The sequence below is a fragment of the Sinorhizobium sp. GQ132 genome (assembly GCF_059758575.1).
This window is the reverse complement of sequence record NZ_JCAXDX010000002.1, coordinates 221,459-244,988: the sequence shown is the minus strand read 5'-3', so window position 1 is coordinate 244,988 and position 23,530 is coordinate 221,459. Positions and strand designations below refer to the sequence as shown.

Below are 23,530 nucleotides of genomic sequence, written 5' to 3'. Positions count from 1 at the left end.
AAGGGCTCAGGCCATCCGCGAGAGCAACTCCCTGACGGAGACTAGGTCGGCCGTTTCAAACCCCTCCGTGAAACGCGCGTAGACGCAGGCTAAGGTGGCACGCGCGTCGGCAGGGTATCCGTGGTCGCCCGCCAGCTTGGCCAGGCTCGTTGCCGCCCGAAGCTCCCAGGAGATCGCGTCCTGCCGCCGCGCCACTTCAAGAGCGCGGAGATAGCAACGCTGGACGGCTTCGATATCGCCACCGCCCCGGAGCATCACATCGCCCTTCAAACGGTGGAGTTCGGAGACGCACCAGAGTTCCTCCCTCTCTTCGCTGGCGTTTATCGCCGCCTCGACTACCGTGCGGGCTTCGGCATGCTGTCCGAGCAAAGAGAGACCGTCGGCCAAAAAGCCTAGAAATCTCACATTGTAGAGATTGAAGAGTTTGACACGCGACAGTTCGGTCAGTCCGTTCCGCAACAGGGGAACGCCTCTGTCTGGGAGGCCCCGCTGTATCAACAACGTCGCCTTCCAGCACCGCCCAAACACTTCCCATGGACCGAGCGCGTTCGTCTTTGCAAGGTCGATGAGCTCAATGACGGCCGTATCCGCTGCCGCAAAGTCGCCCACATGGACCAGGATAGGACAGGACCAGCGCGCCAGGGCCTCACACAGCGAGATCGCATGGCCCGAGGCGCGGGCGGCTTCGACGGCGATGTCTACTGCCGCGATCGCCTGGATTGGAAGCCCTTGTACCCAAAGCAGCTGAGCGGGCTGTATTTTCGCGGCGACCGACTGACCGAACCTGAAGCGAACCGACCCTGCGGAGGCGGTCTCGGCCGAGGTGTCGTGTGTCATCATCAGGTCTGCGTGACGGCGGGAACCGCGGAAGTCGCCGACACAAAACAGAGTCATGGAGAGCATTCGATCGCCGATGAAACGGTCAAGGCCGCTGCCGCCGAGCGCGACGAAACGTTCCGCGGTTCCCAGCGATTCTCTGTATTCGCCCATGCCCACCTGGGCCATCCACAGGCCCCAGAGGGCTTCGGCTTGGGCGTCGAGGTCGCCGAACTCTTTCGATATCTCGAAAGCCTTCGCGAAGGCGGCGAGAGCTTGCGGGGCGAAACCGATTTTAAACGCCTGCGACAACCCCAACGCTCTGTAGAGCTGCGTGATTTGCCGGGCTTGGTCGTCTCTTCGCTCTCCGGGCGCGATCCCAAGTAACGCGCGCTGAACGCTCGTCATGCATTCGTCGACAAGGGAAAGCTGGTACCAAATGGGAATTGCGGCCACTGTGACCGCAAGGCCGATCTCGACGTCGCCGCCCTCTGCGTAGGCCCAATCAAGAACGAAGCGAACGTTGTTGATATTGGACGCGTATTTCAGCATCCATTCTTCGTTCGTAAGGGTCTCGACCTCGTCCTGCGAGTGACTAAGGATTGTGCACAGATATTGCGCCAGGTGGCGCACGAGGGCATCGGTCTCTCCCTCTTGCCGAAGTTTGTCCAAAGCGAACGCTCGTGTCGTGTCGAGAAGGCGGTACCTGACGCCTTTCCCTTGTGTGTCGACCGATACGAGGGACTTGGCGACGAGGTCCGCCAGGCGTGCCGGCACATCGGGTTGCGGGTTGTTTTGATCGGCGGCGACCGCCACGGCAGCTTCCCGTCCGAACTCTCCTCCTAATATGGCTAGGCGACGCAGGACCGTCTGCTCTCGAGCCGAAAGTGCTCCGTAGCTCCACTCGATCATAGCCGCCAAGGTTTGGTGACGGGGAAGAGCCGTGCGCCGCCCACCTGTCAGCAGTAGCAGGCGATCGTTCAGAAGTTCGGCAATGCCGCGCGTGCCGAATGCCTCGACCCGTGCCGCGGCAAGTTCGATTGCCAGAGCAATCCCGTCAAGCTGCCGACATATGTGCGCCACGACCGGAGCTTCGTCGTCATCGAAGGAATACCCGCTTCCGGAAGAGGCAGCCCGCTCCACGAACAGACGGATGGCTGGGTATTTCAATGCGTCGTCGGCGGTCAGGACGACAGCCGATGGCGGCATGTCGAGAGGTGGGAGCCTGTAAACACTTTCGCCCTCCACTCGCAACGCTTCGCGACTGGTTGCCAGAATCGCGACTTCCGGTGCTTCACGGAGCAATGTTTCCGCCAGTCGTGCGGCGTCCTCGAGGATGTGTTCGCAGCTGTCGAAAACGATCAGCATTCTCTTTCCGCGGAGAAAGCCGATCAGGCTCCTCGTCGGATCGTCCGACGTCTCTGTCAGCCGGAGTGCCGAGGCCAAGATAGACGGGAGCAGCTGCGGATTCGTTATCGGAGCCAAGTCAAGGAAACAAATGCCGTCTTTGTGCGATGACAGGAGCTGGGCTGCCACGCGAATGCCGACCGTCGTCTTGCCCATGCCGCCAGGGCCGACGATAGTGACAATCCGGAATCGCTGGAACCGCCCTTCCACGATCTTGATCGCCTCTTCGCGCCCGATCACCTGCGTAAGTTGCTTCGGAAGGTTGTTGTCGACTAATTCCCCCGCGGCAGGTTCGAGTGGCATTCGGGTGACCGGAGCAACGAACCGATAGCCTCTCGAGGGAACGGAGACGACGTAGCGGGGAGCTGTCTGGTCGTCGCCGAGCACCTTTCGGAGCAATGCGATCTGCGCCCTTAGATTGGACTCCTCCACGGCCGCATTTGGCCAGGCCCTTGCGGTCAAATCGTCTTTGCTTACAAGCTCGCCCGCCTGCTCCACCAACGCGATCAGTATCTCGAGCGCGCGCGAGCCGATCGACAGCGGTTCGCCTTCCTTCAGCAGAACATGTCTGCCAGGATAAAGGGAGAATGGCCCGAAGGTGACCGCGACGTCAGCTATAGCAGTTCCGGCTGGGAGTGCCTGCCCTTCCATTGCATCATCCTGAATGACCGTTGAAAATTTGATGCGGACTGAGCGCTACGTCAGTCCAAAATTCGTGATTCTGAAATAAAGACGTCCCCGGCGCACATTTATGCTTCCGAAGAGGGACGTCGTCCATCGATTTTCATCGAGTCTGTCAAGATTACGTGGCTTTGGTCATGAGACCATCGGGAACGGGCCGTTTCTGTCAAGCTCTCGTAGGTTCTAAACCTGTCAGACTGACAGTCTCGCGCCAAAGCCTTTCGGCCCTTTCTGGATCGACGGCATAAGGGCGTACTCCATCGGGTCCATCGGGACTGATTGCCGCTATGCCGCAGTTCTCGCAATAGACACCGCCTATCGCTTCAAGTTCCGGCGCGGTGGCGCACCAAACCGCAGTGAAGCGCCTTGTTCCACCGTCTTCATATCCCTGTCCGGATCGATTATCGGTGAGCCGTCAGGCGCAAGGGCTCCTGACGGCGCTCCGAAGAAGCGATACCGCTCGGGTCTAACTGGGTCTTCAGCCTTGCATCGACGAGACTGCGCAGGTCTGGGTCACGAGCGCGAACCCTCGGGCCATCCCGCGGCGGTCTTTTTTTGCCCGAAGAGTTCAGCCGTCGATGGCGGTGAGTTCAGACGTTCGTGCGGGGCTATAAGAAAAATGGTGGGCCCGGAGGGACTCGAACCCCCAACCAAGCGGTTATGAGCCGCCGGCTCTAACCATTGAGCTACAGGCCCTGCCGTCGTCGCCGGCGGTTGCGGACCAATGGCAGTCCGCTGTGCAGGCTCTAGCGTAAAACCTTTTTGCCGACAAGCCATTGCCGCAATAGCTACACAATCGGTAAGCATGGAATCGAGGATAAACAACCGGAGAGAAACGTCCATGTTTTCTACACGCATTGCCCGTACCGTTCATGTCGCCGCAGTCGCAGCCGCATTTGCCGGCGCCTTTGCAGCCGCGGCGGCGGCGCAGGAGAGCACCGCCGGCAAGGGAGATGGCAAGGGGCGCCCGGACGGTGTCAGGGGCCGTCAGGCGGTGATCAAGGTCTCCGGCGAGGGCCGCTCGACGACCGCTCCGGACATGGCGATTTTGCAGCTCAGCGTCGTCAAGGACGCCAAGACCGCGCGCGAAGCGCTCGATGCCAACAACAAGGCGATGGCGGACGTGCTCTCGGCATTGAAGCAGGCCGGGATCGCCGAGCGCGACCTGCAGACGAGCGGCTTCTCGATCAATCCGCAATATCACTATCCGCCGAACAATGATGGCGGTAATCGGCCGCCGGAACTGGTGGGCTATCAGGTCGTCAACGGCGTCGGCGTGCGCGTGCGGGATCTGGGACAGCTCGGCGAGATCCTGGACAAGTCCGTGACCCTCGGCGTCAATCAGGGCGGCGGCATCGAGTTCACCAACGACAAGCCGGATGCCGTGATCACGGAAGCCCGCAAGGCCGCAGTCGCCGACGCCATCAACAAGGCCAAGGTTCTGGCCGAGGCGGCGGGGGTCTCGCTCGGACGCGTGATCGAGATCGCGGAGCAGCCCTCCCGGCCCGAACCGATCCCCGTGGTCCGCAGCATGGCGAAGGAATTTGCCGCCGCCGATTCGGTTCCGATGGCGACCGGCGAGAATGCCTATAACGTCACCGTCAACGTGACGTTCGCCGTCAATCAGTAACGGGGTCCGAAGCGCAAAGCAAAGAGCCCCCACGCCAGGGCGTGAGGGCTCCATTTCCGTCGGCCGGGGGAGACGAGACGGAAAACCGGGGATTTACCAGCGGCCGATGACCGGGCATCCGCGTGCATTGGCGAAAATGATGGCCTGGCGGTGCCCATGGCGGCGGCCTTCTACGACGACGCGGCGACCCGTGACGTCGGCAACATAGGCGCGGCGGAGACCGCGATCGCGTGCCTTTTCGACGGCGAGGCCGGGTGCACAGCGGCCGCGACGGTCGCGGCGGTCATAGTGCCGGCGATCGCGCCAGTCGTCGTGGCGGTCATAGTCGCGGTAGTGGACGCCGCCGCCCGGACCCAATTCCAGGGTGAGCGACTGAGCCGAGGCCGTGGAAACCAGACCGGTCAATCCGATCACTGCAGCGACGGCGGCGTTAACGAGGAACTTTTTCATTGCTTTTCTCCGGTGTGACGAAGCGGTTCTGGTTGACGATTGAGGCAAACATAGGCCCGCAAAACTGAACGGCACCGGAACCCTCCGTTCATGCAGTATTCAGGTTCATCACGCCGCCGACGCGCCATGAATCGCTCCAAACCCCCGGTACATTCCGGCAGGCCAAGTTGTTGATCCGACAGGCTAAGAGCACTTCAGAAACGTGTATAAAGGTTCTTCGTCCGGACGCGTTGGCGTCAGACGGTTAAGACGGGCTCACCCAGCCAGCTCGCGCTCGAAGAGGCGGCTGTTGCGATAGTGGCTGAGTCGCGCAATGAGACCGTCCTCGATCTCGAAGACGAAGACGCTCGCAATGGAATAGGCCTGACCGGAGGCTTCGGGAAAGCCGGCCATCGTCTCGCGATAGGTACCGCGCGCGGTCGTATCCGCCGCCACCCGCTCACCGCCGGCGTCCCGCATCAACACGACGTCGCCGAAGCTCTCGTCGAAATGGCGGAAATAATTCATCACCCAGCTCCTGAGCGCGCCGGCGCCGAGGGTTCGCTCCCCGGTGGGCGAGTCGAACGCGACGTCCTCGCCGACGAGACGCGAAAGCGTGTCGAAGTCGCGGTCGTTCAGGGCTTCGATGAAACGGCTGGCTGTCGTCTGGGCGTCTGTCATTTTCTCCTCCGAATTGTCCCCCGCTTCACTCTACCGCAATGCGCCGGCAGCGCGGAAAGAGAAAATGGTAGCGCCCGCCCGCGCCGCCGCACCTGCGCCTCGTCAGCTGCCGAGATGCAGGACGATCTCGCGGCGGTGCGGCCGGTCGCGGTGTTCGAACAGATAAAGCCCCTGCCAGGTTCCAAGCGCCAGGCGTCCCTGCATGATGGGAATGCCGAGCGACACCTGTGTGAGTGCCGCCTTGATATGGGCCGGCATGTCGTCCGGCCCCTCCATCGTGTGGACGATCCAGCTCATCGAGCGATCGGAGGACGGCGGTACCAGCCGGTGGAAAAAGGCATGGAGGTCACGCTTCACGTCCGGATCGGCGTTCTCCTGGATGATCAGCGAAGCGGAAGTATGACGGACGAAAACCGTGAGCAATCCTTCGTCCACGCCGGACGCACGCACGAAGTCGCCGGCCGCGGCCGTGAACTCGTAGAGCCCCTGCCCTTTCGTAGACATTGCGATGACGGTCTGCGCCATTCTCCCCTCCGCCGGCTTCCGGGCGCTGCTGTGGCCCCGCATGTCCACAGACGTACGGGGCCCGTCTAGCATCCGGTTCGCTCCATGACTTACGGGATCGTACCGCAGGCCGCAACGCCGTTTCTATAGTTCGAGGAAAGCCTCGAACCCGCCATAGATCATGCGTTTTCCATCGAAGATGGACTTCCATTCGTCGCCCTGCAGTCTCGGATCGGCCATCACCTTGGCGACGATCGCGTCCCGGTCCTGACGCGACCGGTAGACGATCCACGAGAAGACGACGGTCTCGTCGTCCTTTGCCTGAACCGCGCGCGGGAATGATGTGAGTTCGCCATAGGGCACGTCGTCTGCGAGGCATTCGACGTAATTGAGCGCGCCATGCTCCTTCCACACTGCACCCGCCGCGCTCGCCAGCTTCTTGTAGGCCTCTATGTTGGCCGTCGGCACCGCAACGAGAAAACCGTCCACATACGCCATTTTCGTCTCCTCCACGTTGACATCACAAGGACGATCGAAGAGCGCAGGATCCGACAGGGGGTCGACATTTTGATGGCTGCCGCCATCCGCTCGCGTCAGGAGCCGCAGCCGCGCAGCTGGCGCGCGTAGTTCGCAGCCATGCCGGATGCTCTCTTGGCGCCTGCCTTTGCCGTATCGCTCCAGTTGCCGCGGGCGTAGCCGCTGTGGCCGTGGTAGTAGGCGATATAGAGCCGGTAGGTATCGTTGAGAGCGATGCCGTTCCGCTGGTGGCTCTGATTGTGATACCAGGCGATAAAGCGGATCGCGTCGCCGAAATCCGATCGGCGCGCCGTCCACCGGCCAGTCTCGGACTGATAGCGCGCCCAGGTGCCGTCAAGCGCCTGCGAGTAGCCGTAGGCCGAAGAGACCCTTGTCCACGGGATGAAGCCGAAGAGCTTCGTGCGAGGCGGCCTGGCATTATGGCGGAAGCCTGACTCGGCATAGATCGTCGCCATCAGCACCGGGACCGGCACGCCGTATTCGCGCTCTGCCGCGTAGGCAGCCCTGCGCCAATTGTTGAAAAGACCATCTCGCTGCTCGAAAACCGCACAGGCGTTCCGGGTCTCTCTCGGCACCGTCCCGCAGCCGGCCAACAACAGGAGGACGACGACAAAAACGCAACGCATCGCGGAACCTCTCGTTTGCGAGAGGTTGATAAGACGTAAATCTTAAGGATCGGTTTTTATGCGTAGGCGAAGGTGGGCTACCCCTCTCCTCGGGTTAGAATCCGAGCTTCCCCGCAGGCGGGGAGCGGGCGAACGTGTCCGTTCGCCCCTTGCGGGGAGAAGGCGCCGGCGGGCAGATCAGCGGCGATCCGGAAGCGCTCTATCAGAGCGTACCGATCAGTTCGCGGTAGGCGGCCTCCGGGAAGGCCTTCAGCGTACGCGTACGCACATTACCGTTCATGCCGAGCGTGATAGCGAAGCGCGCAGCGACTGCGTCGTCGGGCGCTTCGCAGATCGCAACCATGTCGTGTTCGCCCATCGTCAGATAGAAGTCCTTGAAGGAACCGCCCATTTCCTCGAGCTGCCTCCTTGCCGCATCGAGCCGCTTCGGCGACTCGCGCACGTTCCTGATACCCAGCTCGGTCCAATTGAGAAGCAGAACGTAAGTCGTCATCTCACACCTCCCGCAAAGCATCCCGCCTTCGGCCGAAGGCGCTCAAGGATGCCCTGTATCGAAGAATACCGGAGCGCATTCGCGCGCTCATATGCGGCCTCGGGACGCCATGTTCCCGGCGATGGGAGGGAGCGACCTTCTCTGCCGCAACGCGCAAAGTATAAAGCAATTCGAGGAAAACGAGGTACGGTTTTGCGCCAGGCCCGGCGCACAAAGAAAAGCCGGGCGCTAGATCCAGGCCCGGCTTCGTTACTTCGTGGAAGGTTCTGGAATCAGCTGTCCAGGAACGAGCGCAGCTTGCGCGAACGGCTCGGATGCTTGAGCTTGCGCAGCGCCTTCGCTTCGATCTGCCGGATGCGTTCGCGGGTGACCGAGAACTGCTGGCCGACTTCTTCCAGCGTATGGTCGGTGTTCATGCCGATGCCGAAACGCATGCGCAGCACACGCTCCTCGCGGGGCGTGAGCGAGGCGAGCACGCGCGTCGTCGTCTCGCGCAGGTTCGCCTGAATGGCCGCGTCGATCGGCAACAGCGCATTCTTGTCCTCGATGAAATCGCCGAGATGCGAATCTTCCTCGTCGCCGACCGGCGTTTCGAGCGAGATCGGCTCCTTGGCGATCTTCAGGACCTTGCGCACCTTTTCGAGCGGCATGGCGAGCTTTTCCGCCAGTTCCTCCGGCGTCGGCTCGCGGCCGATCTCGTGCAGCATCTGGCGAGAGGTGCGCACGATCTTGTTGATCGTCTCGATCATGTGCACCGGAATGCGGATCGTGCGGGCCTGGTCGGCGATCGAACGGGTGATCGCCTGCCTGATCCACCATGTCGCATAGGTCGAGAACTTGTAACCGCGGCGATACTCGAACTTGTCGACCGCCTTCATCAGACCGATGTTGCCTTCCTGGATCAGATCGAGGAACTGCAGGCCACGGTTCGTGTACTTCTTGGCGATAGAGATCACCAGACGAAGGTTGGCCTCGACCATCTCCTTCTTGGCGATACGCGCTTCACGTTCGCCCTTCTGGACCATGGATACGATGCGGCGGAACTCGGCAATGGAAATGCCGGTCTCGGTGGCAAGGTTCTGGATCTCCTGGCGGATGTCGCGGATCGTCTGGTTTTCGGCCCTGGCAAACTCCTTCCAGCCCTTGCCGGCGAGATTGCTGATCGACTTCATCCAGTTCGGATCGAGCTCGGCGCCGGAATACTGCTCCAGGAACGCCTCACGCTTGACACCATAGGATTCGGCCAGGCGCAGGAGGCGGCCCTCGTTCTGCGTCAGGCGCTTGGAGATGTCGTAGAGCTGCTCGACCAGAGCGTCGATGCGGTTCTGGTTGAGCGACAGCGACTTCACGGCCTTGATCAGCTCGTCCTTCAGCTCCTTGTAGCGGCGCTCCTGCGCCGGCGACAGAGTGCCGGTCGCGGCAAGGCGCGCTTCCACCTGCTGGTCCTGCAGCTTACGGAGCTTCTTGTACGTTTCGGCGATGACGTCGAGCGTCTCCATCACCTGCGGACGCAGTTCCGCTTCCATCGCGGCGAGCGAGAGGTTCGACTCGTCGTCGTCCTCCTCTTCTTCTTCGGATGGCTGGCCTTCGCCGCCGACATTGGTGATGTCGTCGTCGTTCGCCGCAGCGCGGGTCTTGCGTACCTTTTCCTTCTCTTCCGCAGCCTTGCGGTCGGCTTCGATCTTTTCCGGGCTCTGGAACTGCGGTGCAGCTTTTGCCTCGGGGCCGGAATAGGTCGTCTCGAGATCGATGATCTCGCGCAGCAGAGTCTGGCCTTCGTTCAGCTCGTCGCGCCAGATGATCAACGCCTGGAAGGTAAGCGGGCTCTCGCAAAGCCCGGCAATCATCGTTTCGCGGCCGGCCTCGATACGCTTGGCGATGGCAATTTCGCCTTCGCGCGAGAGAAGCTCCACGGAGCCCATCTCGCGCAGATACATGCGCACCGGATCGTCGGTGCGATCGGTCGGCTCCTTCTTCTTGCTGGCTGCAAGCGCGGTGCCGCTGGCAGGCGCGAGTTCGCCGCCTTCGCTTTCGCCCTCGTCGGCGCCGTCATCGTCGTCGCTGGCGGCAGCCTCCTCGGCTTCCTCGTCCTCGATGACGTTGATGCCCATGTCGGAAAGCATGGACATCGTGTCTTCGATCTGCTCGGAAGTCACTTCTTCGGAGGGCAGAACGGAGTTGAGCTCGTCCATGGTCACATAGCCGCGCTTCTTGGCGGCCTTGATCATCTTCTTGACAGCATCGTCGGAAAGATCGAGAAGCGGACCGTCCGGTGCACCTTCACGTTCAACGTCGGCTTCTTCGTTTTCTTTGACTTTTGTTGCCATTTATTCGTCGCTTTCCTTGTCGCAACCGGCCGGCGCCCGGTAATCAATGCTACTCGGAGGTCCGGGCACGCCGCGTACCCGCCACCGATTATTTCCCCTGACGTAACGGGATGATATTTAATTCCTGATTAACCACGACAGCGATCGCGGTGAACGGGCAAGCTTCGACAGTCCTGCCACTGAAACGTCCCTGGCATGATTTCCTATCCGCCGTACCATGTCGCCATTTCTGCTTGAAATGGTGATTCCCAGAATTTTTGATCCCGTCAAGCATTTCCGGTGAAAAACCGCGCAAATCGGCAAAAAACGCTCATGGACGGGATTTTGCGCTGTTTATCAGCTTTCGCTCAACATGTAGGAGCGCCCCAAAGAAAGACAAGGGTTGCGCGATTTTTCCGGAAGAATCCTGATGGCAATCGATCGCGACCGCGACTCCGTCTACCAGTCCATCACCACCTTGCCGGAATTGCCCGAGCGCATCGCCTCGAAGCCGTCGCGAAAATCGTCGATGCCGATCCGGTGGGTGATTATCGGCGAGAGGTCGAGCCCGCCCTGGACGAAGGCGATCATCTTGTACCAGGTCTCGAACATTTCGCGGCCATAGATGCCCTTGAGGTTGAGCATCTTGAAGATGACCTTGTTCCAGTCGATCTCGAAGCCCGCCGGTGCAATGCCGAGGATCGCAATCTTGCCGCCATTGTTCATCTTGTCGATCATATCGCGGAACGCGGGCGCAGCGCCCGACATTTCCAGCCCGACATCGAAGCCCTCGGTCATGCCGATCACCCGCATGACGTCGGCAAGATTTTCCTTCGAAGCGTCGACGACGTGGTCGATGCCGAGCTTGCGCGCGAGATCCAGACGAACGGGGTTGATGTCGGTAATCACCACCTTGCGGGCACCGCAACGCTTGGCCACCATCGCCCCCATGATGCCGATCGGCCCGGCACCGGTGACCAGAACGTCCTCGCCGACGAGATCGAAGGAGAGCGCCGTATGGACGGCGTTACCGAAGGGATCGAAGATTGCGGCGATCTGGTCCGGCACGTCGTCGGGGATCGACACGACATTATATTCGGGAAGGCAGACGAACTCGGCGAAGGAGCCGGGGCGATTGACGCCGACTCCGAGCGTGTTGCGGCAGAGATGCCCCCTGCCCGCGCGGCAATTGCGGCATTTGCCGCAGACGATGTGACCTTCTCCGGAAACGCGCTCGCCGACATGATGCTTGCTGACGGCCGGCCCGACCTCGACGACCTCGCCCATGAATTCATGTCCGACGACCATCGGCACCGGGATTGTCTTCTCCGCCCATTGATCCCAGTTCCAGATGTGGACGTCGGTGCCGCAAATCGCCGATTTCCTGACACGGATCAGGACGTCGTTCGGGCCGACTTCCGGCACCGGCACGCGCTCCATCCAGAGGCCGACCTCCGGCTTCGTCTTGACGAGTGCCTTCATCATGTTGGTCATCGCTCGATCCTCGCCTGTGCCAATTAGATCACCTCCAGTTCGCGGCCCACCTCCTCGAAGACCGCGATCGCACGGCGGACATCCGCTTCGCTGTGCGCCGCGGACATCTGCGTGCGGATGCGGGCCTGCCCCTTCGGCACCACCGGGAAGGAGAAGCCCACGACGTAGACGCCCTTCTTCAGCATGCGCGCCGCCATCTCCTGTGCGAGCGCCGCATCTCCAAGCATGACCGGAATGATCGGATGGCCCTCGCCGGCAAGCGTGAAGCCTAGCCTGGACATCTCGCTCCGGAAGAGCGCCGCGTTTGCGTAAAGACGGTTGCGCAGAGCGTCGCCGTTTTCGATCAGCTCGAAAACCTTGAGAGAGGCGGCCGCGATGACGGGCGCGAGCGTATTGGAAAAGAGATAGGGCCGCGAGCGCTGGCGCAACCACTCGACGACGTCGGCCTTCGCCGAGGTATACCCGCCCGAAGCGCCGCCGAGCGCCTTGCCGAGCGTACCGGTAATGATATCGACCCGTCCTTCGACGCCGCAATGCTCGGCGGAGCCGCGGCCATGCTTGCCGACGAAACCGACCGCATGGCTGTCGTCCACCATGACCATGGCGTGGTATTTCTCAGCCAGATCGCAGACGCCCTGGAGATTGGCGATGATGCCGTCCATAGAGAAGACGCCGTCGGTGGCGATCATCTTGAAACGGCTGCCTTCCGCCTTCTTCAGCTCCTCTTCCAGTGCTGCCATGTCGTTGTTGGCATAGCGGAAGCGCCTCGCCTTGGAGAGGCGCACTCCATCGATGATGGAGGCATGGTTCAGCGCATCGGAGATGATCGCGTCGTCCTCGCCGAGCAGCGTCTCGAACAAACCGCCATTGGCGTCGAAACAGGAGGAATAGAGGATCGTATCCTCCATGCCGAGGAAGGAGGATATGCGCGCTTCGAGCTCCTTGTGTTCCTCCTGCGTGCCGCAGATGAAACGCACCGACGCCATGCCGTAGCCGTAACGGTCGAGCGCGCTCTTCGCGGCTTCCGCAAGCTCCTCGCTGTCGGCGAGGCCGAGATAGTTGTTGGCGCAGAAATTCAGGACGCGCTCGCCGGAAGCGACTTCAATCTCGCCCGACTGCTTGGAGGTGATGACCCGCTCGGACTTATAGAGCCCGGCCTGCCTGAGGCTTTCGAGTTCCGAACGGAGATGGGAGAGGAAGGCCGTGGTCATGGGCTGCGTGCTTTCGAGACAGAACTTCATTTCACCAGTCTAGACGACTATCACGATGGCACTGCTCATGGAATCGGTTTCGATGCTGCGCCCACGCCCCCCATCGGGACGAGGGCGGTTCCATCATCCCGCGTCGACTTCAGCCCTCGAACGCCTCGATCACGGCGAGAAACGCTTCGCCATATCTCTCCCGCTTGCTCTCGCCGATACCGGGAACGTCGAGCAATTCGTCGAAATCGCGCGGACGCCGCTTGGCGAGAGCGATCAAGGTCGTATCCGGAAAGACGACATAGGGCGGCACGTCCATCTCTCGGGCGAGAGAGAGGCGCTCGGACCGGAGCCGCTCGAACAGTTCGAGATCGGATCCCGCGAGGTCCGATCGTTCGCCGGTCGCCTTCGACCCGCGTGCGGCTTTGGCCTTGCCGGAACTCGGACGGTCCTTGCGGAAGAGCACCTGCCGTTCGCGGCGAAAGACGCTGCGGGCCTCGGGCTCGAGCTTCAACGCTCCAAAGGCGCCGTGATCCACGGAGATCAGCCCGGCGGCGAGCAGTTGCCGGAAGATCGACTGCCAGGTGCGCGCCGGCAGGTCCTTGCCGGCCCCGAAGACCGGCATGTCGATATGGCCGAAGCGCTCCGTCTTCTCGTTCACGCTGCCCGTAAGCACATCGATCAGATGGCCGGTTCCGAAGCGCTCTCCGGTCCGGTAGACGGCGGCAAGCGCCTTGATCGCCGCTTCCGTGCCGTCCCAGGTCTCGACGGGCTTCAGGCAGGTGTCGCAATGACCGCAGCCGCCCGGATGAGCCTCACCGAAATGCGCGAGGATGGCCTGGCGCCGGCAGCCTGCCGTCTCGCAAATGGCAAGCAGCGAATTGAGTTTCGCCCGCTCGATGCGCTTGATTTCCTCGGGCGCCCCGCCCTCATCGATCATCCGCCGGCGCTGGATGACGTCGGCCATGCCATAGGCCATCCACACTTCGGAGGGCAGGCCATCGCGACCCGCCCTCCCCGTCTCCTGGTAGTAGGCCTCGACCGAGCCCGGGAGATCGAGATGGGCGACGTAGCGCACATTCGGCTTGTCGATCCCCATGCCGAAGGCGACGGTTGCGACGAGGCACAGATTCTCCTCCTTCAGGAATGCATCCTGATGGGCGTCGCGCGCCGCCCGCTCCATGCCGGCATGATAGGGAAGTGCACGGATCCCCTGTGCATCGAGCCATTCCGCCGTGTCCTCGACCTTCGCGCGCGACAGGCAATAGACGATGCCGCTTGCATCCTTGAAGCGCGACAGGAAGCGCAGCAATTGCTGGCGAGGCTGATCGCGTTCCACGATCTCATAGGCGATATTCGGTCGGTCGAAGCTGGAGGTGAAAACACGCGCGCCGCCGAGTGCCAGCCGCTCGATCATATCGTCGCGCGTATGGGGATCCGCGGTGGCGGTAAGCGCGATGCGCGGCACGCCGGGAAAGCGCTCGGCGAGGCAGCCGAGACCGCGATATTCCGGGCGGAAGTCATGTCCCCATTGCGATACGCAATGGGCCTCGTCGATCGCGAAAAGGGCGATGTCGGCATCGGCGATCATTTCGGCGAAGCCATCGGTGACGGCGCGCTCCGGCGTCACGTAGAGGAGATCGAGTTCGTCTCTCGAAAGAGCGCGGCGGACCGCGATCGCCTCGTCCCGCGTCAATGAAGAGTTGAGTGCCGCGGCCCGGATGCCGAGCTGCTTCAGCGCCTCCACCTGGTCGCGCATCAGGGCGATCAGCGGCGAAACGACGATGCCGACGCCCCGGCGGCAGAGCGCCGGGATCTGAAAGCAGAGCGATTTTCCCGCCCCCGTCGGAAAGAGCACGACGGCGTCGCCACCGGCAACCACATGGTCGACGACCGCCTGCTGCTGGCCGCGGAAGGTGGAATAACCGTAGATACGCTTCAGGAGATCGAGGGGATTGTTGACGCTTTCCGTTTCGAACAGGCGGGCGGTGTTGTGGCTTTCGGGCATGGAATCGCTTTCATCGGGAGCACGCAGTATGGAGTCGCGGCTGATTGAAGGCAAACCGGCTCGGGCCGCTGCTCAACCGGCCCGTCGTGAGAGTATCGGCTACCGAGCCGCCGGCCCCTTGACGCGGCCGGAAAGCACGCCGAAGCCTTCAATGATCGCTTCGAGCTTGTCCATCCGGTGAAGCTCGAGCTGCACCTCCTCCATGGCGCGCACGAGCCGCTGACCCTGCTCCACGTCCTCGGACGCCGTGGCTTCCGCGATCTCGCGCTCGAGTTCCCGCTTCTGCCAGAGCAGCCCCTTCGTCCGCCGATGAAGCGTCAGGGCCTGGAGGTAACCTTCGCGTGCATCCTCCGGAGCCGCCGCCGCCGTTGCGGTCCAGAGTCGCGCATAGCGCACCTGCCGGTCCAGAGCGCCGATCAGCGTGGAGAATCCCTCCGCCTCGAGCTGCTCCATGAGGGTTTCCCGCGTGAGCCGCAATCCGTTCGCCGCCGCGGCGTTCAGAACCGCAGCCCAGCAGCGCTGCAGATCACGGTGGTCGAACTCGATCGTGGCAATCTCGTCATACTCGTCGAACAGCAATTGCGGATGATTGACGATCGTCAACGCAAGTACGCTCTCGCGAAGTACCGGCGGGCGAAGCGAGCCGCGGGCCTTCAGCATCTGATTGAGTTTGGAACTGCCGGCGGTCCCAGCCTCCACGGCCGCGCCCATGACCGGGTTGGGAGCCGGCGACCAGCCCCTGCCACCCTGCCTGCCCGCCTGCCTCCCGGTTCGCTCGAAGGGCCGCCTTTCGCCTCTGAACGGCGCGCTCCCCTGGAGAAACGCATTCAGGCGGTCGCGCATGTCCTGCCCATAATGGCGGCGCACGCTCTCGTCGGCGATTACCGAGGTCACCTGCCGCAGCCGCGCTTCGAGTTCGGCGCGTTTTTCCGGCGTGTCGAAATCGCCGCCCTGCACCTCGCGCTGCCAGACCATGTCGGCGAGCGAGCGGGCATTGGCGAGCACCTTGTCGAAGGGCTCGCGTCCGTCATGGCGCACCACATCGTCCGGGTCCTTGCCCTCCGGCAACAGGGCAAAGCGCACGGACCGGCCAGGCTTCAAATGGGGCAGCGCGAGATCGACGGCCCGATGGGCGGCGCGCACGCCGGCGCCGTCGCCGTCGAAGCAGAGCACCGGCTGGGTCGTCATCTTCCATAAGAGATCGAGCTGATTTTCAGTCAGCGCCGTGCCGAGCGGCGCAACGGCATTTTCTATCCCCGCCTGATGAAGCGCGATCACGTCCATATAGCCTTCGACGGCAATGATCGTGCCTGCGCCGTCGGCACCCTGCGAAGCCCGTCGGGCGCGGGCGAAATTGAAGAGCACATTGCCCTTGTGAAAGAGCTCGGTCTCGTTGGAGTTCAGATATTTTGCCGGGGCGTCCGGCGACATGGCGCGCCCGCCGAAGGCGATCACCTTTTCTCGGGCGGACGGGATCGGGAACATGATCCTGTCGCGGAAGCGGTCGTAGGAAACCGGAATGCCGTCGCCGTGCACGACGAGGCCGCAGGCCTCGATCTGCTCCTTGCCGATACCCTTTCCGGCGAGAAACTCCTTCAGCGCATTGCGGCTGTCGGGTGCAAAGCCGAGGCGGAACGTCTCGATCGTGCGGCCGGTCAGTCCGCGCTCGCGCAGATAGGCACGCGCCTTTGCCCCGTTCGCCGTCTGAAGCTGATCCTGAAAAAACTGCGTCGCCAGTTCCATGACGTCGAGCAGGCTCGTACGTTCCCGCTCGCGCTGCTCGGCCTGCGGGTCCGGCTGCGGCATCGGGACTCCCGCCAAATCGGCGATCTGCTGCACGGCCTCCGGAAAACTCAGGCCCTCGAGTTCGGTGAGGAAGCGGAAATGATCGCCGGAAACGCCGCAGCCGAAGCAATGGTAGCGGCCCTTGCGGTCCTCGCAGTGGAAGCTCGGAGATTTCTCGCCGTGGAACGGGCAACAGGCCCAATAATCGCCGCGCGAAACATTCGTCTTGCGCCGGTCCCAGGTGACGCGCTTGCCGATCACGTCCGAAATGGGGACGCGGTCGCGTATCTCGTCGAGGAAGGACGGTGAAAAGCGCATGGTTACCTCTACCGCATGTCGCCCGAGCCCGTGCAGCGGCTTCGGGCAACGACACGCATGCAAACCTCCATATAAGCGGCATGGCCGAAGGAAGCCACAGGCAGCCTGCGCCTTGCCCGCTATTCACAGGTACGTGCTCGATCCAAGGGTAACGCTTGTCGGCCGGCACGGGTCGTTTGCCGTCAGCGGCCTTGAGGAATGCGCGCCCGCCGTAGCGGGCGCTGCGGCTTACTTCAGGAGATCCTTGACCACCCCGGAGGCCTTGCCGAAGTCCATCTTGCCGGGATAACGCTCCTTCAGGGCATTCATGCACTTGCCCATGTCGCGCAGCCCGTGCGCACCGATTTCCGCGACGGTCTTGGCGCAGACTTCCTTGACCTTTTCCTCGGAAAGCTGCTCCGGCAGAAACTGGTTGATGATGGCGATTTCCTGCCGCTCCTGCTCGGCAAGCTCCGGCCGGCCGCCCTCGTCATAGACTCGGGCCGATTCCTCGCGCTGCTTGATCATCTTCGCGAGGATCTGCAGGATCTCGTCGTCGCCGACCGGGTCCTTGCCGTGGCCGCGATTGGCGATGTCGCGGTCCTTGATCGCGGCCTGGATGAGCCGGACGGTCGAGATGCGCCGGGTATCCTTGGCCTTGAGGGCTTCTTTCAGTGCATTGGCGAAATGATCGCGCATGTCTTAACTCCATGTCGAAACCGACCCCAGGGCTCTATCTGCGGGGGCCGGTTCGATGCGTCCTTTTGTCATCGTCTTAAACCAGTGCGGCAGGCACAATCAAACGTCTTTGGCAACCGATTGAATTATAACGCATTTTATTTCGGAACAATTCACAGCGTCTGGTTGACCTTGCCAGAGCCTTTGGCTATTTTCCGGCACCTGCACGTACATCGGCATGAACTTTCTCCCGCGGGGTTTCCGCGCGCCATGCCGCATGCGATCTGAAATGGCCCTGAACCGACCGGCTTTCAAGCCTCGCTTTCGGCCACAACGGGATAGAGACGATGACCGCGACACCCGCATGGACAATCCAGAAACCCACTGCCCTGCTCGTTCTGGCCGACGGCACGGTGATCGAAGGCAAGGGCATCGGCGCGACCGGTAAGGTTCAGGCCGAGGTCTGTTTCAACACGGCGTTGACCGGGTACCAGGAAATCCTGACCGATCCCTCCTATCTCGGCCAGATCGTCACGTTCACCTTCCCGCATATCGGCAATATCGGCGCCAATGACGAGGACATCGAGGATCTTACGCCTGCCGCCCGCAACGGTGCCGTCGGCGTCATCTTCAAGGCCGACATCACCGAGCCCTCCAACTACCGCGCCGCCAAGCACCTCGACGCCTGGCTGAAGGCGCGCGGCATCATCGGGCTCTGCGGCATCGACACGCGGGCGCTGACGGCCTGGATCCGCGAAAACGGCATGCCCAACGCCGTCATCGCCCACGACCCGGCAGGCGTCTTCGACGTCGAGGCGCTGAAGGCCGAGGCAAAGGCCTGGAGCGGCCTCGAAGGCCTCGACCTTGCCAAGGTCGCCACGTCCGGGCAGTCCTATCGCTGGAACGAGAAGCCGTGGGTCTGGGACGAGGGCTACTCGACGCTGGGCGAGACCGACGCCGCTTATCACGTCGTGGCTCTCGACTACGGCGTCAAGCGCAACATCCTGCGCCTCTTCGCCGGCCTGAACTGCCGTGTCACCGTCGTTCCGGCTCAGACGAGCGCCGAGGAAGTCATCGCGCTCAAGCCGGACGGCATCTTCCTGTCGAACGGCCCGGGCGACCCGGCCGCGACGGGCGAGTATGCCGTGCCGGTCATTCAGGACCTTCTCAAGACGGATATCCCGGTCTTCGGCATATGCCTCGGCCACCAGATGCTGGCACTGGCGCTCGGTGCCAAGACCGAAAAGATGCACCAGGGACACCACGGCGCCAACCACCCGGTCAAGGACCACACCACCGGCAAGGTTGAGATCGTTTCGATGAACCACGGCTTCGCGGTCGATGCGAACTCGCTTCCGCAAGGCGTTGAACAGACTCACATCTCGCTCTTCGACGGCACCAATTGCGGCCTGCGCGTCGGCGGCAGGCCGATCTTCTCCGTCCAGCATCATCCGGAAGCATCGCCAGGCCCGCAGGACAGCCACTACCTCTTCCGCCGCTTCCTGAATCTCATTCGCGAGAAGAAGGGCGAACCGGCACTCGCCGAGCGCTGAGTTCTTTCAAGGCCCGCCTCGTGCGGGCCTTCTTGCATCAGCCGTCGACGAGACGCCCGGCGATGAAATCGACCGTTGCCCGCACGGAGGGGAGCTGCCCGCGCCGGTGCGGCATCAAGATCGTCGTCATCACTTTGCCGGCGGTCCACTCCGGAAGAATGCGGACAAGCGTGCCGCTTTCGATCTCCTGCTGACAAAGCTTGCCGGGCAAGGTGGTGATGCCGAGACCCGCGAGCGCAGCTTCTCGCAGGACGCGGGATTCGTCGGCCACGAAACGCGGCCTCGGCGAGACCGACACGGTCGCCCCATCGGCGCGCTCCATCACCCAGCCTTCGGACGACAGCGACGTGAGCAGCCCATCATGACGATCGAGGTCCTCCGGGCGTTCGGGAGTGCCGTTCCCTCGCAAATAGAGCGGTGAGGCGACGATCAGCTTAGCCTGAAATCCGACGCGGCGCTGGACGAGGCCCGAATCCGGCAGCGGTGCGAAATGGTCTCGCACCGCAAGATCGAAGCCTTCCTGGATGACGTCGACAAAGCGGTCCGTCGCATGCAGCGTCACGCGCAGCTTCGGATAGGCAAGTGCGAGCTGCGGCAGGAGCGGCGCCAGGGATAGCTGCGCGGTCGGCACCGAAGCCGTGATCCTCACCGTGCCGCTGGGTTCGGCAAGTCTGCCCCTGACGATATTCTCCGCCGCTTCCGCCTCGATCATCATCGCCGCCGCGTGGCGATAGAAATCCTTGCCGGTTTCGGTCACAGCGAAATGACGCGACGTGCGGTTGATCAACCGGGCGCCGAGATCCTTTTCCAGTTCGGCCACGCGCTTGCTGAGCGTGGATTTCGGCAGGTTCAGCGCTCGCGCGGCCGGCGCGAAACCCCCGTGGTCCACGACGTGAACAAAGAACGTGAAGTCGTTGAGATTGGCCATGGTTTTCCATCATCCACAAGCGTGAACGATAGATCCACGCAGAGCCATCTAGCACAAGTTCGTCCACAGATGCATCTGTTGGTCATCATTATTGAACCGAAAGGAAACGAACATGGGCAACTATCAGGGAAAGAAGGCGATCGTCATCGGCGGGACCCACGGCATGGGCCTGGCGACCGTGAGACGGCTTGTCGAAGGCGGCGCCGAGGTACTGCTCACGGGCCGCAATGAGAGTAACCTCGCCCGCATTAGGGAGGAGTTCGGCCCGCGCGTGCATGCATTGCGCTCGGACATCGCGGATCTCAACGAAATCGCCGTGCTCGGTGCGACCGTCGGTCAGACGCTCGGAGCGATCGATCTCCTGCACATCAATGCCGGCGTCTCCGAGCTGGAGCCCTTCGACCAGGTGAGCGAGGCCTCCTATGACCGCCAGTTTGCCGTCAACACCAAGGGCGCCTTCTTCACCGTGCAGCGGCTGACGCCTCTGATCCGCGAAGGCGGATCGATCGTCTTCACCTCCTCCGTCGCCGACGAGGGTGGCCATCCGGGCATGAGCGTCTACAGCGCGAGCAAGGCGGCACTCGTCTCCTTCGCATCCGTGCTCGCCGCCGAGCTTCTGCCGCGCGGTATCCGGGTCAACAGCGTCAGCCCCGGCTTCATCGATACGCCGACCAAAGGCGTCGCCGGCATCACCGAAGCCGAGCGCGCCGAGTTCAAGACGCTCGGCGACAACATCACGCCGATGAAGCGCAACGGCACCGCGGATGAAGTGGCACGCGCCGTGCTCTTCCTCGCCTTCGAGGCGACCTTCACCACCGGGGCGAAACTCGCCGTCGACGGCGGCCTGGGCCAGAAGCTCTCGACCGCCGCCTGAATGATTTCGAGAAAGGTACGATCCATGAGCAGCATTTCAGTTCTCGGCATGGGCGCCATGGGGACGGCGCTTGCACGCACGCTCCTCAAGAACGGCCATAGCGTCACGGTCTGGAACCGGACGCGATCGCGCGCCGAGCCGCTTGCAGGTGCCGGTGCGAAGATCGCGGAAAGCCCGGCCGAAGCAATTGCAGCGAGCGAACTCGCCATCCTCTGCCTCGTCGATTACCCCGCCGCACGGGCGGTCCTGGAACAGGCGGAGGAGGCGCTTGCCGGCCGTGACCTCCTCAACCTGACCAACGGCACGCCGGGTGACGCCCGGGAACTCGGCACGTGGCTGGCGGCCAAGGCAGCGATCTATCTCGACGGGGGGATCATGGCGATCCCGCCGATGATCGGCGGGGCCGGCGCCCTGATCCTTTACAGCGGCTCGCGTGCGTTATTCGATCGGTACAGTTCGGCCCTCGAAGCCCTTGCCGAAAGCCGTCACCTTGGCGAAGACGAGGGATTGGCTTCGCTCTACGACATAGCGCTGCTGTCAGGCATGTACGGGCTCTTCTCGGGCTTCCTGCACGCGAGCGCGCTGGTGACCAGCGCCGGAGGCAAGGCCGTCGACTTCCTGCCGCTGCTCCTGCCTTGGATCGAGGCGATGAGCGGTACCCTGCCCGACCTCGCCGGCAAGATCGATAGCGGCATGCACGGCCGCGATGTCGTCTCCAACATCGCCATGCAGAAGATCGCGCTCGCGAACATAGTGAGGGCAAGCGAAGAACAGGGCGTCGCTCCCGATTTCATGCAACCCATGTTGCGGCTGGCGGGCGACCGCGTCGACAGTGGGGGCCACGGCGACGACATCTCCGCCGTCGTCGAAGTGATCCGGAAGCGAAAGTGATTCTGTTTCAACGGGGTAGGACTGCTGCTTGAATCGGACCGGCAGATCGCTGAATCAAGCTCTGAACATGAAAAAGCCCGCCGTTGCAGCGGGCTCTTTCATGTGGGTCTGCAGGAGCATTACCTGCAGGCGGCGCAAAAGCGCTGGATGCGGCGGCAAGCCTCCTCCAGCAGCGCCTCGGAGGTCGCGTAGGAGATGCGGAAGTTCGGGCCGAGGCCGAAGGCCGAGCCGTGGACCACAGCCACGCCTTCCGTCTCCAAAAGCTCGGAGACGAAATCCTCGTCCGTTTCGATGACCTTGCCCGAGGGCGCGGTCTTGCCGATCAACCCGGCGCAGGACGGATAGACGTAGAAGGCGCCTTCCGGCGTCGGGCAGGAAATGCCCTTGGCCTGGTTCAGCATCGAGACGACGAGATCGCGGCGGCCCTGGAAGATCTCCTTGTTACGCCCGATGAAGTCCTGCGGGCCGTTGAGCGCCTCGACGGCCGCCCACTGCGCGATCGAGGCGGCGCCCGAAGTCTGCTGGCCCTGGATCATGTCCATCGCCTTGATGAGATGAAGCGGTCCGGCCGCGTAGCCGATGCGCCAGCCAGTCATCGCGTAGGCCTTGGAGACGCCGTTCATCGTCAGCGTGCGCTCGTAGAGGCCGGGCTCGACTTCGACGGGGGTCGCAAATTTGAAGTCGCCATAGGTCAGGTGCTCGTACATGTCGTCCGTCAGAACCCAGACATGCGGATGCTTCATGAGGACGTCCGTGAGCGCCTTGAGCTCCTCATGCGAATAGGCCGCACCCGAGGGGTTGGACGGCGAGTTGAAGACGAACCACTTGGTCTTCGGCGTGATCGCGCGGTCGAGATCCTCGGCCTTGAGCTTGAAATTGTTCTCCTGCTTGGTCGAGACGAAGACGGGTGTGCCGCCGCACAGCGCCACCATTTCCGGATAGGAGACCCAGTACGGTGCCGGAATCACGACTTCGTCGCCCGGGTTGAGCGTCGCCATGAAGGCGTTGAAGAGAATCTGCTTTCCGCCGGTGCCGACGATCGTCTGCGCCGCGGTGTAGTCGAGATTGTTCTCGCGCTTGAACTTCTTCGCGATGGCTTCGCGCAGTTCCGGAATGCCGGAAACCGGCGTGTACTTCGTCTCGCCGCGATTGATCGCGTCGATCGCGGCCTCCTTGATGTTGTCAGGCGTGTCGAAGTCCGGCTCCCCTGCGCCGAGGCCGATGACATCGCGGCCTTTCGCTTTCAACTCGCGGGCTTTCTGCGAAACAGCGATGGTGGCGGACGGCTTTACACGGGAAAGGGCATCGGCAAGGAAGGCCATGGTGTGTTTCCTGATCGTTTCGAGACGGCGTGAGACGCTACGGAACGGAAAACCGGGGTTCCCTAGCGGTTAGGTCTATGTCGAAAGACGCCCGGTCTTGCAAGCGCCTCAGGCGAAAAACGGCGGCAAGTCAGCGCAAAATGCGTCACCATGACAAAGTTTCATGGGTGCGATCAAAGCAATCGATCGAAACTGGATGAGCTCGTGCGGCCGAGCGGCTGCCGGCGCACCATCGGTCGACGCGCCTCCGCCCGGATACTCCCGCGCTTTTTCGCGGCCGAGACGTGCCTTTTTTTCGCCACAACAACTGTCTCAGCGCGCCGCAATTCCGTCCCGCAAGAGCCGATTTCCAAGCGCCAATTCGCGATGCGGATGCATCGGCATCTTGGGG

General features: G+C 62.5%; 19 protein-coding genes and 1 tRNA gene. 4 read left to right on the top strand and 16 right to left on the bottom strand.

What is annotated here, in order from left to right; all coding sequences use genetic code 11:
- Window positions 1-6: 6 nt before the first annotated feature.
- On the bottom strand, window positions 7-2,874 hold the full coding sequence (locus AC6CIG_RS05285) for an ATP-binding protein (RefSeq protein ID WP_127712768.1): 2,868 nt from the start codon (window positions 2,872-2,874) through the stop codon (window positions 7-9).
- 650 nt (window positions 2,875-3,524) lie between these two features.
- A tRNA-Ile gene (locus AC6CIG_RS05280) sits at window positions 3,525-3,600 on the bottom strand.
- 145 nt (window positions 3,601-3,745) lie between these two features.
- On the opposite strand from AC6CIG_RS05280, the gene AC6CIG_RS05275 reads away from it, so the two are divergent.
- Window positions 3,746-4,534, top strand: coding sequence for an SIMPL domain-containing protein (locus AC6CIG_RS05275; RefSeq protein WP_003537551.1), 789 nt, complete (start codon window positions 3,746-3,748; stop codon window positions 4,532-4,534).
- Window positions 4,535-4,627: 93 nt separating this feature from the next.
- Here the strand turns inward: AC6CIG_RS05275 and AC6CIG_RS05270 are convergent, their stop codons facing one another.
- The 12 genes from AC6CIG_RS05270 to AC6CIG_RS05215 all read right to left on the bottom strand — a co-directional run bounded on the left by AC6CIG_RS05270 (window position 4,628) and on the right by AC6CIG_RS05215 (window position 17,592).
- Window positions 4,628-4,984: a hypothetical protein gene (locus AC6CIG_RS05270; RefSeq protein WP_018095609.1), complete on the bottom strand. Its 357-nt coding sequence runs from the start codon at window positions 4,982-4,984 to the stop codon at window positions 4,628-4,630.
- Window positions 4,985-5,239: 255 nt separating this feature from the next.
- Complete coding sequence (locus AC6CIG_RS05265; protein ID WP_127712483.1) at window positions 5,240-5,644, bottom strand: ketosteroid isomerase-related protein; 405 nt, start codon at window positions 5,642-5,644, stop codon at window positions 5,240-5,242.
- Window positions 5,645-5,746: 102 nt separating this feature from the next.
- Window positions 5,747-6,169: a secondary thiamine-phosphate synthase enzyme YjbQ gene (locus AC6CIG_RS05260; protein ID WP_127710059.1), complete on the bottom strand. Its 423-nt coding sequence runs from the start codon at window positions 6,167-6,169 to the stop codon at window positions 5,747-5,749.
- A 123-nt stretch (window positions 6,170-6,292) separates the two neighbouring features.
- Window positions 6,293-6,646, bottom strand: coding sequence for a DUF1428 domain-containing protein (locus AC6CIG_RS05255; RefSeq protein WP_029956413.1), 354 nt, complete (start codon window positions 6,644-6,646; stop codon window positions 6,293-6,295).
- Window positions 6,647-6,741: 95 nt separating this feature from the next.
- Complete coding sequence (locus AC6CIG_RS05250; protein ID WP_018095613.1) at window positions 6,742-7,311, bottom strand: transglycosylase SLT domain-containing protein; 570 nt, start codon at window positions 7,309-7,311, stop codon at window positions 6,742-6,744.
- Window positions 7,312-7,513: 202 nt separating this feature from the next.
- Entirely contained in the window at window positions 7,514-7,804 is a 291-nt protein-coding gene (locus AC6CIG_RS05245) for a GYD domain-containing protein (protein ID WP_003532955.1), read from the bottom strand.
- Between the two features lie 272 nt (window positions 7,805-8,076).
- Window positions 8,077-10,131 (bottom strand): RNA polymerase sigma factor RpoD, encoded by a 2,055-nt coding sequence (rpoD, locus tag AC6CIG_RS05240; RefSeq protein ID WP_018095614.1) that lies wholly within the window; start codon window positions 10,129-10,131, stop codon window positions 8,077-8,079.
- A 438-nt stretch (window positions 10,132-10,569) separates the two neighbouring features.
- Window positions 10,570-11,604, bottom strand: coding sequence for an L-threonine 3-dehydrogenase (gene tdh / locus AC6CIG_RS05235; RefSeq protein WP_127710061.1), 1,035 nt, complete (start codon window positions 11,602-11,604; stop codon window positions 10,570-10,572).
- A gap of 23 nt (window positions 11,605-11,627) precedes the next feature.
- Window positions 11,628-12,815: a glycine C-acetyltransferase gene (locus tag AC6CIG_RS05230; protein WP_127710063.1), complete on the bottom strand. Its 1,188-nt coding sequence runs from the start codon at window positions 12,813-12,815 to the stop codon at window positions 11,628-11,630.
- A gap of 139 nt (window positions 12,816-12,954) precedes the next feature.
- Window positions 12,955-14,865 carry a DNA helicase RecQ gene (gene recQ / locus AC6CIG_RS05225; protein WP_127710065.1) on the bottom strand — a complete coding sequence of 637 codons (1,911 nt, stop codon included), beginning with the start codon at window positions 14,863-14,865 and terminating at the stop codon, window positions 12,955-12,957.
- A 45-nt stretch (window positions 14,866-14,910) separates the two neighbouring features.
- Complete coding sequence (gene dnaG, locus AC6CIG_RS05220; RefSeq protein WP_127710067.1) at window positions 14,911-16,914, bottom strand: DNA primase; 2,004 nt, start codon at window positions 16,912-16,914, stop codon at window positions 14,911-14,913.
- A gap of 228 nt (window positions 16,915-17,142) precedes the next feature.
- Window positions 17,143-17,592, bottom strand: a complete 450-nt coding sequence (locus tag AC6CIG_RS05215; RefSeq protein ID WP_127710069.1) for a GatB/YqeY domain-containing protein — start codon at window positions 17,590-17,592, stop codon at window positions 17,143-17,145.
- A gap of 326 nt (window positions 17,593-17,918) precedes the next feature.
- On the opposite strand from AC6CIG_RS05215, the gene carA reads away from it, so the two are divergent.
- On the top strand, window positions 17,919-19,124 hold the full coding sequence (gene carA, locus AC6CIG_RS05210; RefSeq protein ID WP_018095620.1) for a glutamine-hydrolyzing carbamoyl-phosphate synthase small subunit: 1,206 nt from the start codon (window positions 17,919-17,921) through the stop codon (window positions 19,122-19,124).
- 37 nt (window positions 19,125-19,161) lie between these two features.
- Here the strand turns inward: carA and AC6CIG_RS05205 are convergent, their stop codons facing one another.
- Entirely contained in the window at window positions 19,162-20,052 is an 891-nt protein-coding gene (locus AC6CIG_RS05205; RefSeq protein WP_437408803.1) for a LysR substrate-binding domain-containing protein, read from the bottom strand.
- A gap of 112 nt (window positions 20,053-20,164) precedes the next feature.
- Here AC6CIG_RS05205 and AC6CIG_RS05200 point away from each other — a divergent pair, with 112 nt between their 5' ends.
- Together AC6CIG_RS05200 and AC6CIG_RS05195 are read left to right on the top strand one after the other, a co-directional pair.
- The gene (locus AC6CIG_RS05200; protein WP_018095622.1) at window positions 20,165-20,926 is read left to right on the top strand and encodes an SDR family oxidoreductase; all 762 of its coding nucleotides are present in this window, start codon (window positions 20,165-20,167) and stop codon (window positions 20,924-20,926) included.
- Between the two features lie 24 nt (window positions 20,927-20,950).
- Complete coding sequence (locus tag AC6CIG_RS05195; RefSeq protein WP_127710075.1) at window positions 20,951-21,817, top strand: NAD(P)-dependent oxidoreductase; 867 nt, start codon at window positions 20,951-20,953, stop codon at window positions 21,815-21,817.
- A gap of 119 nt (window positions 21,818-21,936) precedes the next feature.
- Here AC6CIG_RS05195 and AC6CIG_RS05190 read toward each other — a convergent pair whose 3' ends face one another.
- The gene (locus AC6CIG_RS05190) at window positions 21,937-23,139 is read right to left on the bottom strand and encodes a pyridoxal phosphate-dependent aminotransferase (protein ID WP_100671814.1); all 1,203 of its coding nucleotides are present in this window, start codon (window positions 23,137-23,139) and stop codon (window positions 21,937-21,939) included.
- Window positions 23,140-23,530 lie beyond the last annotated feature (391 nt).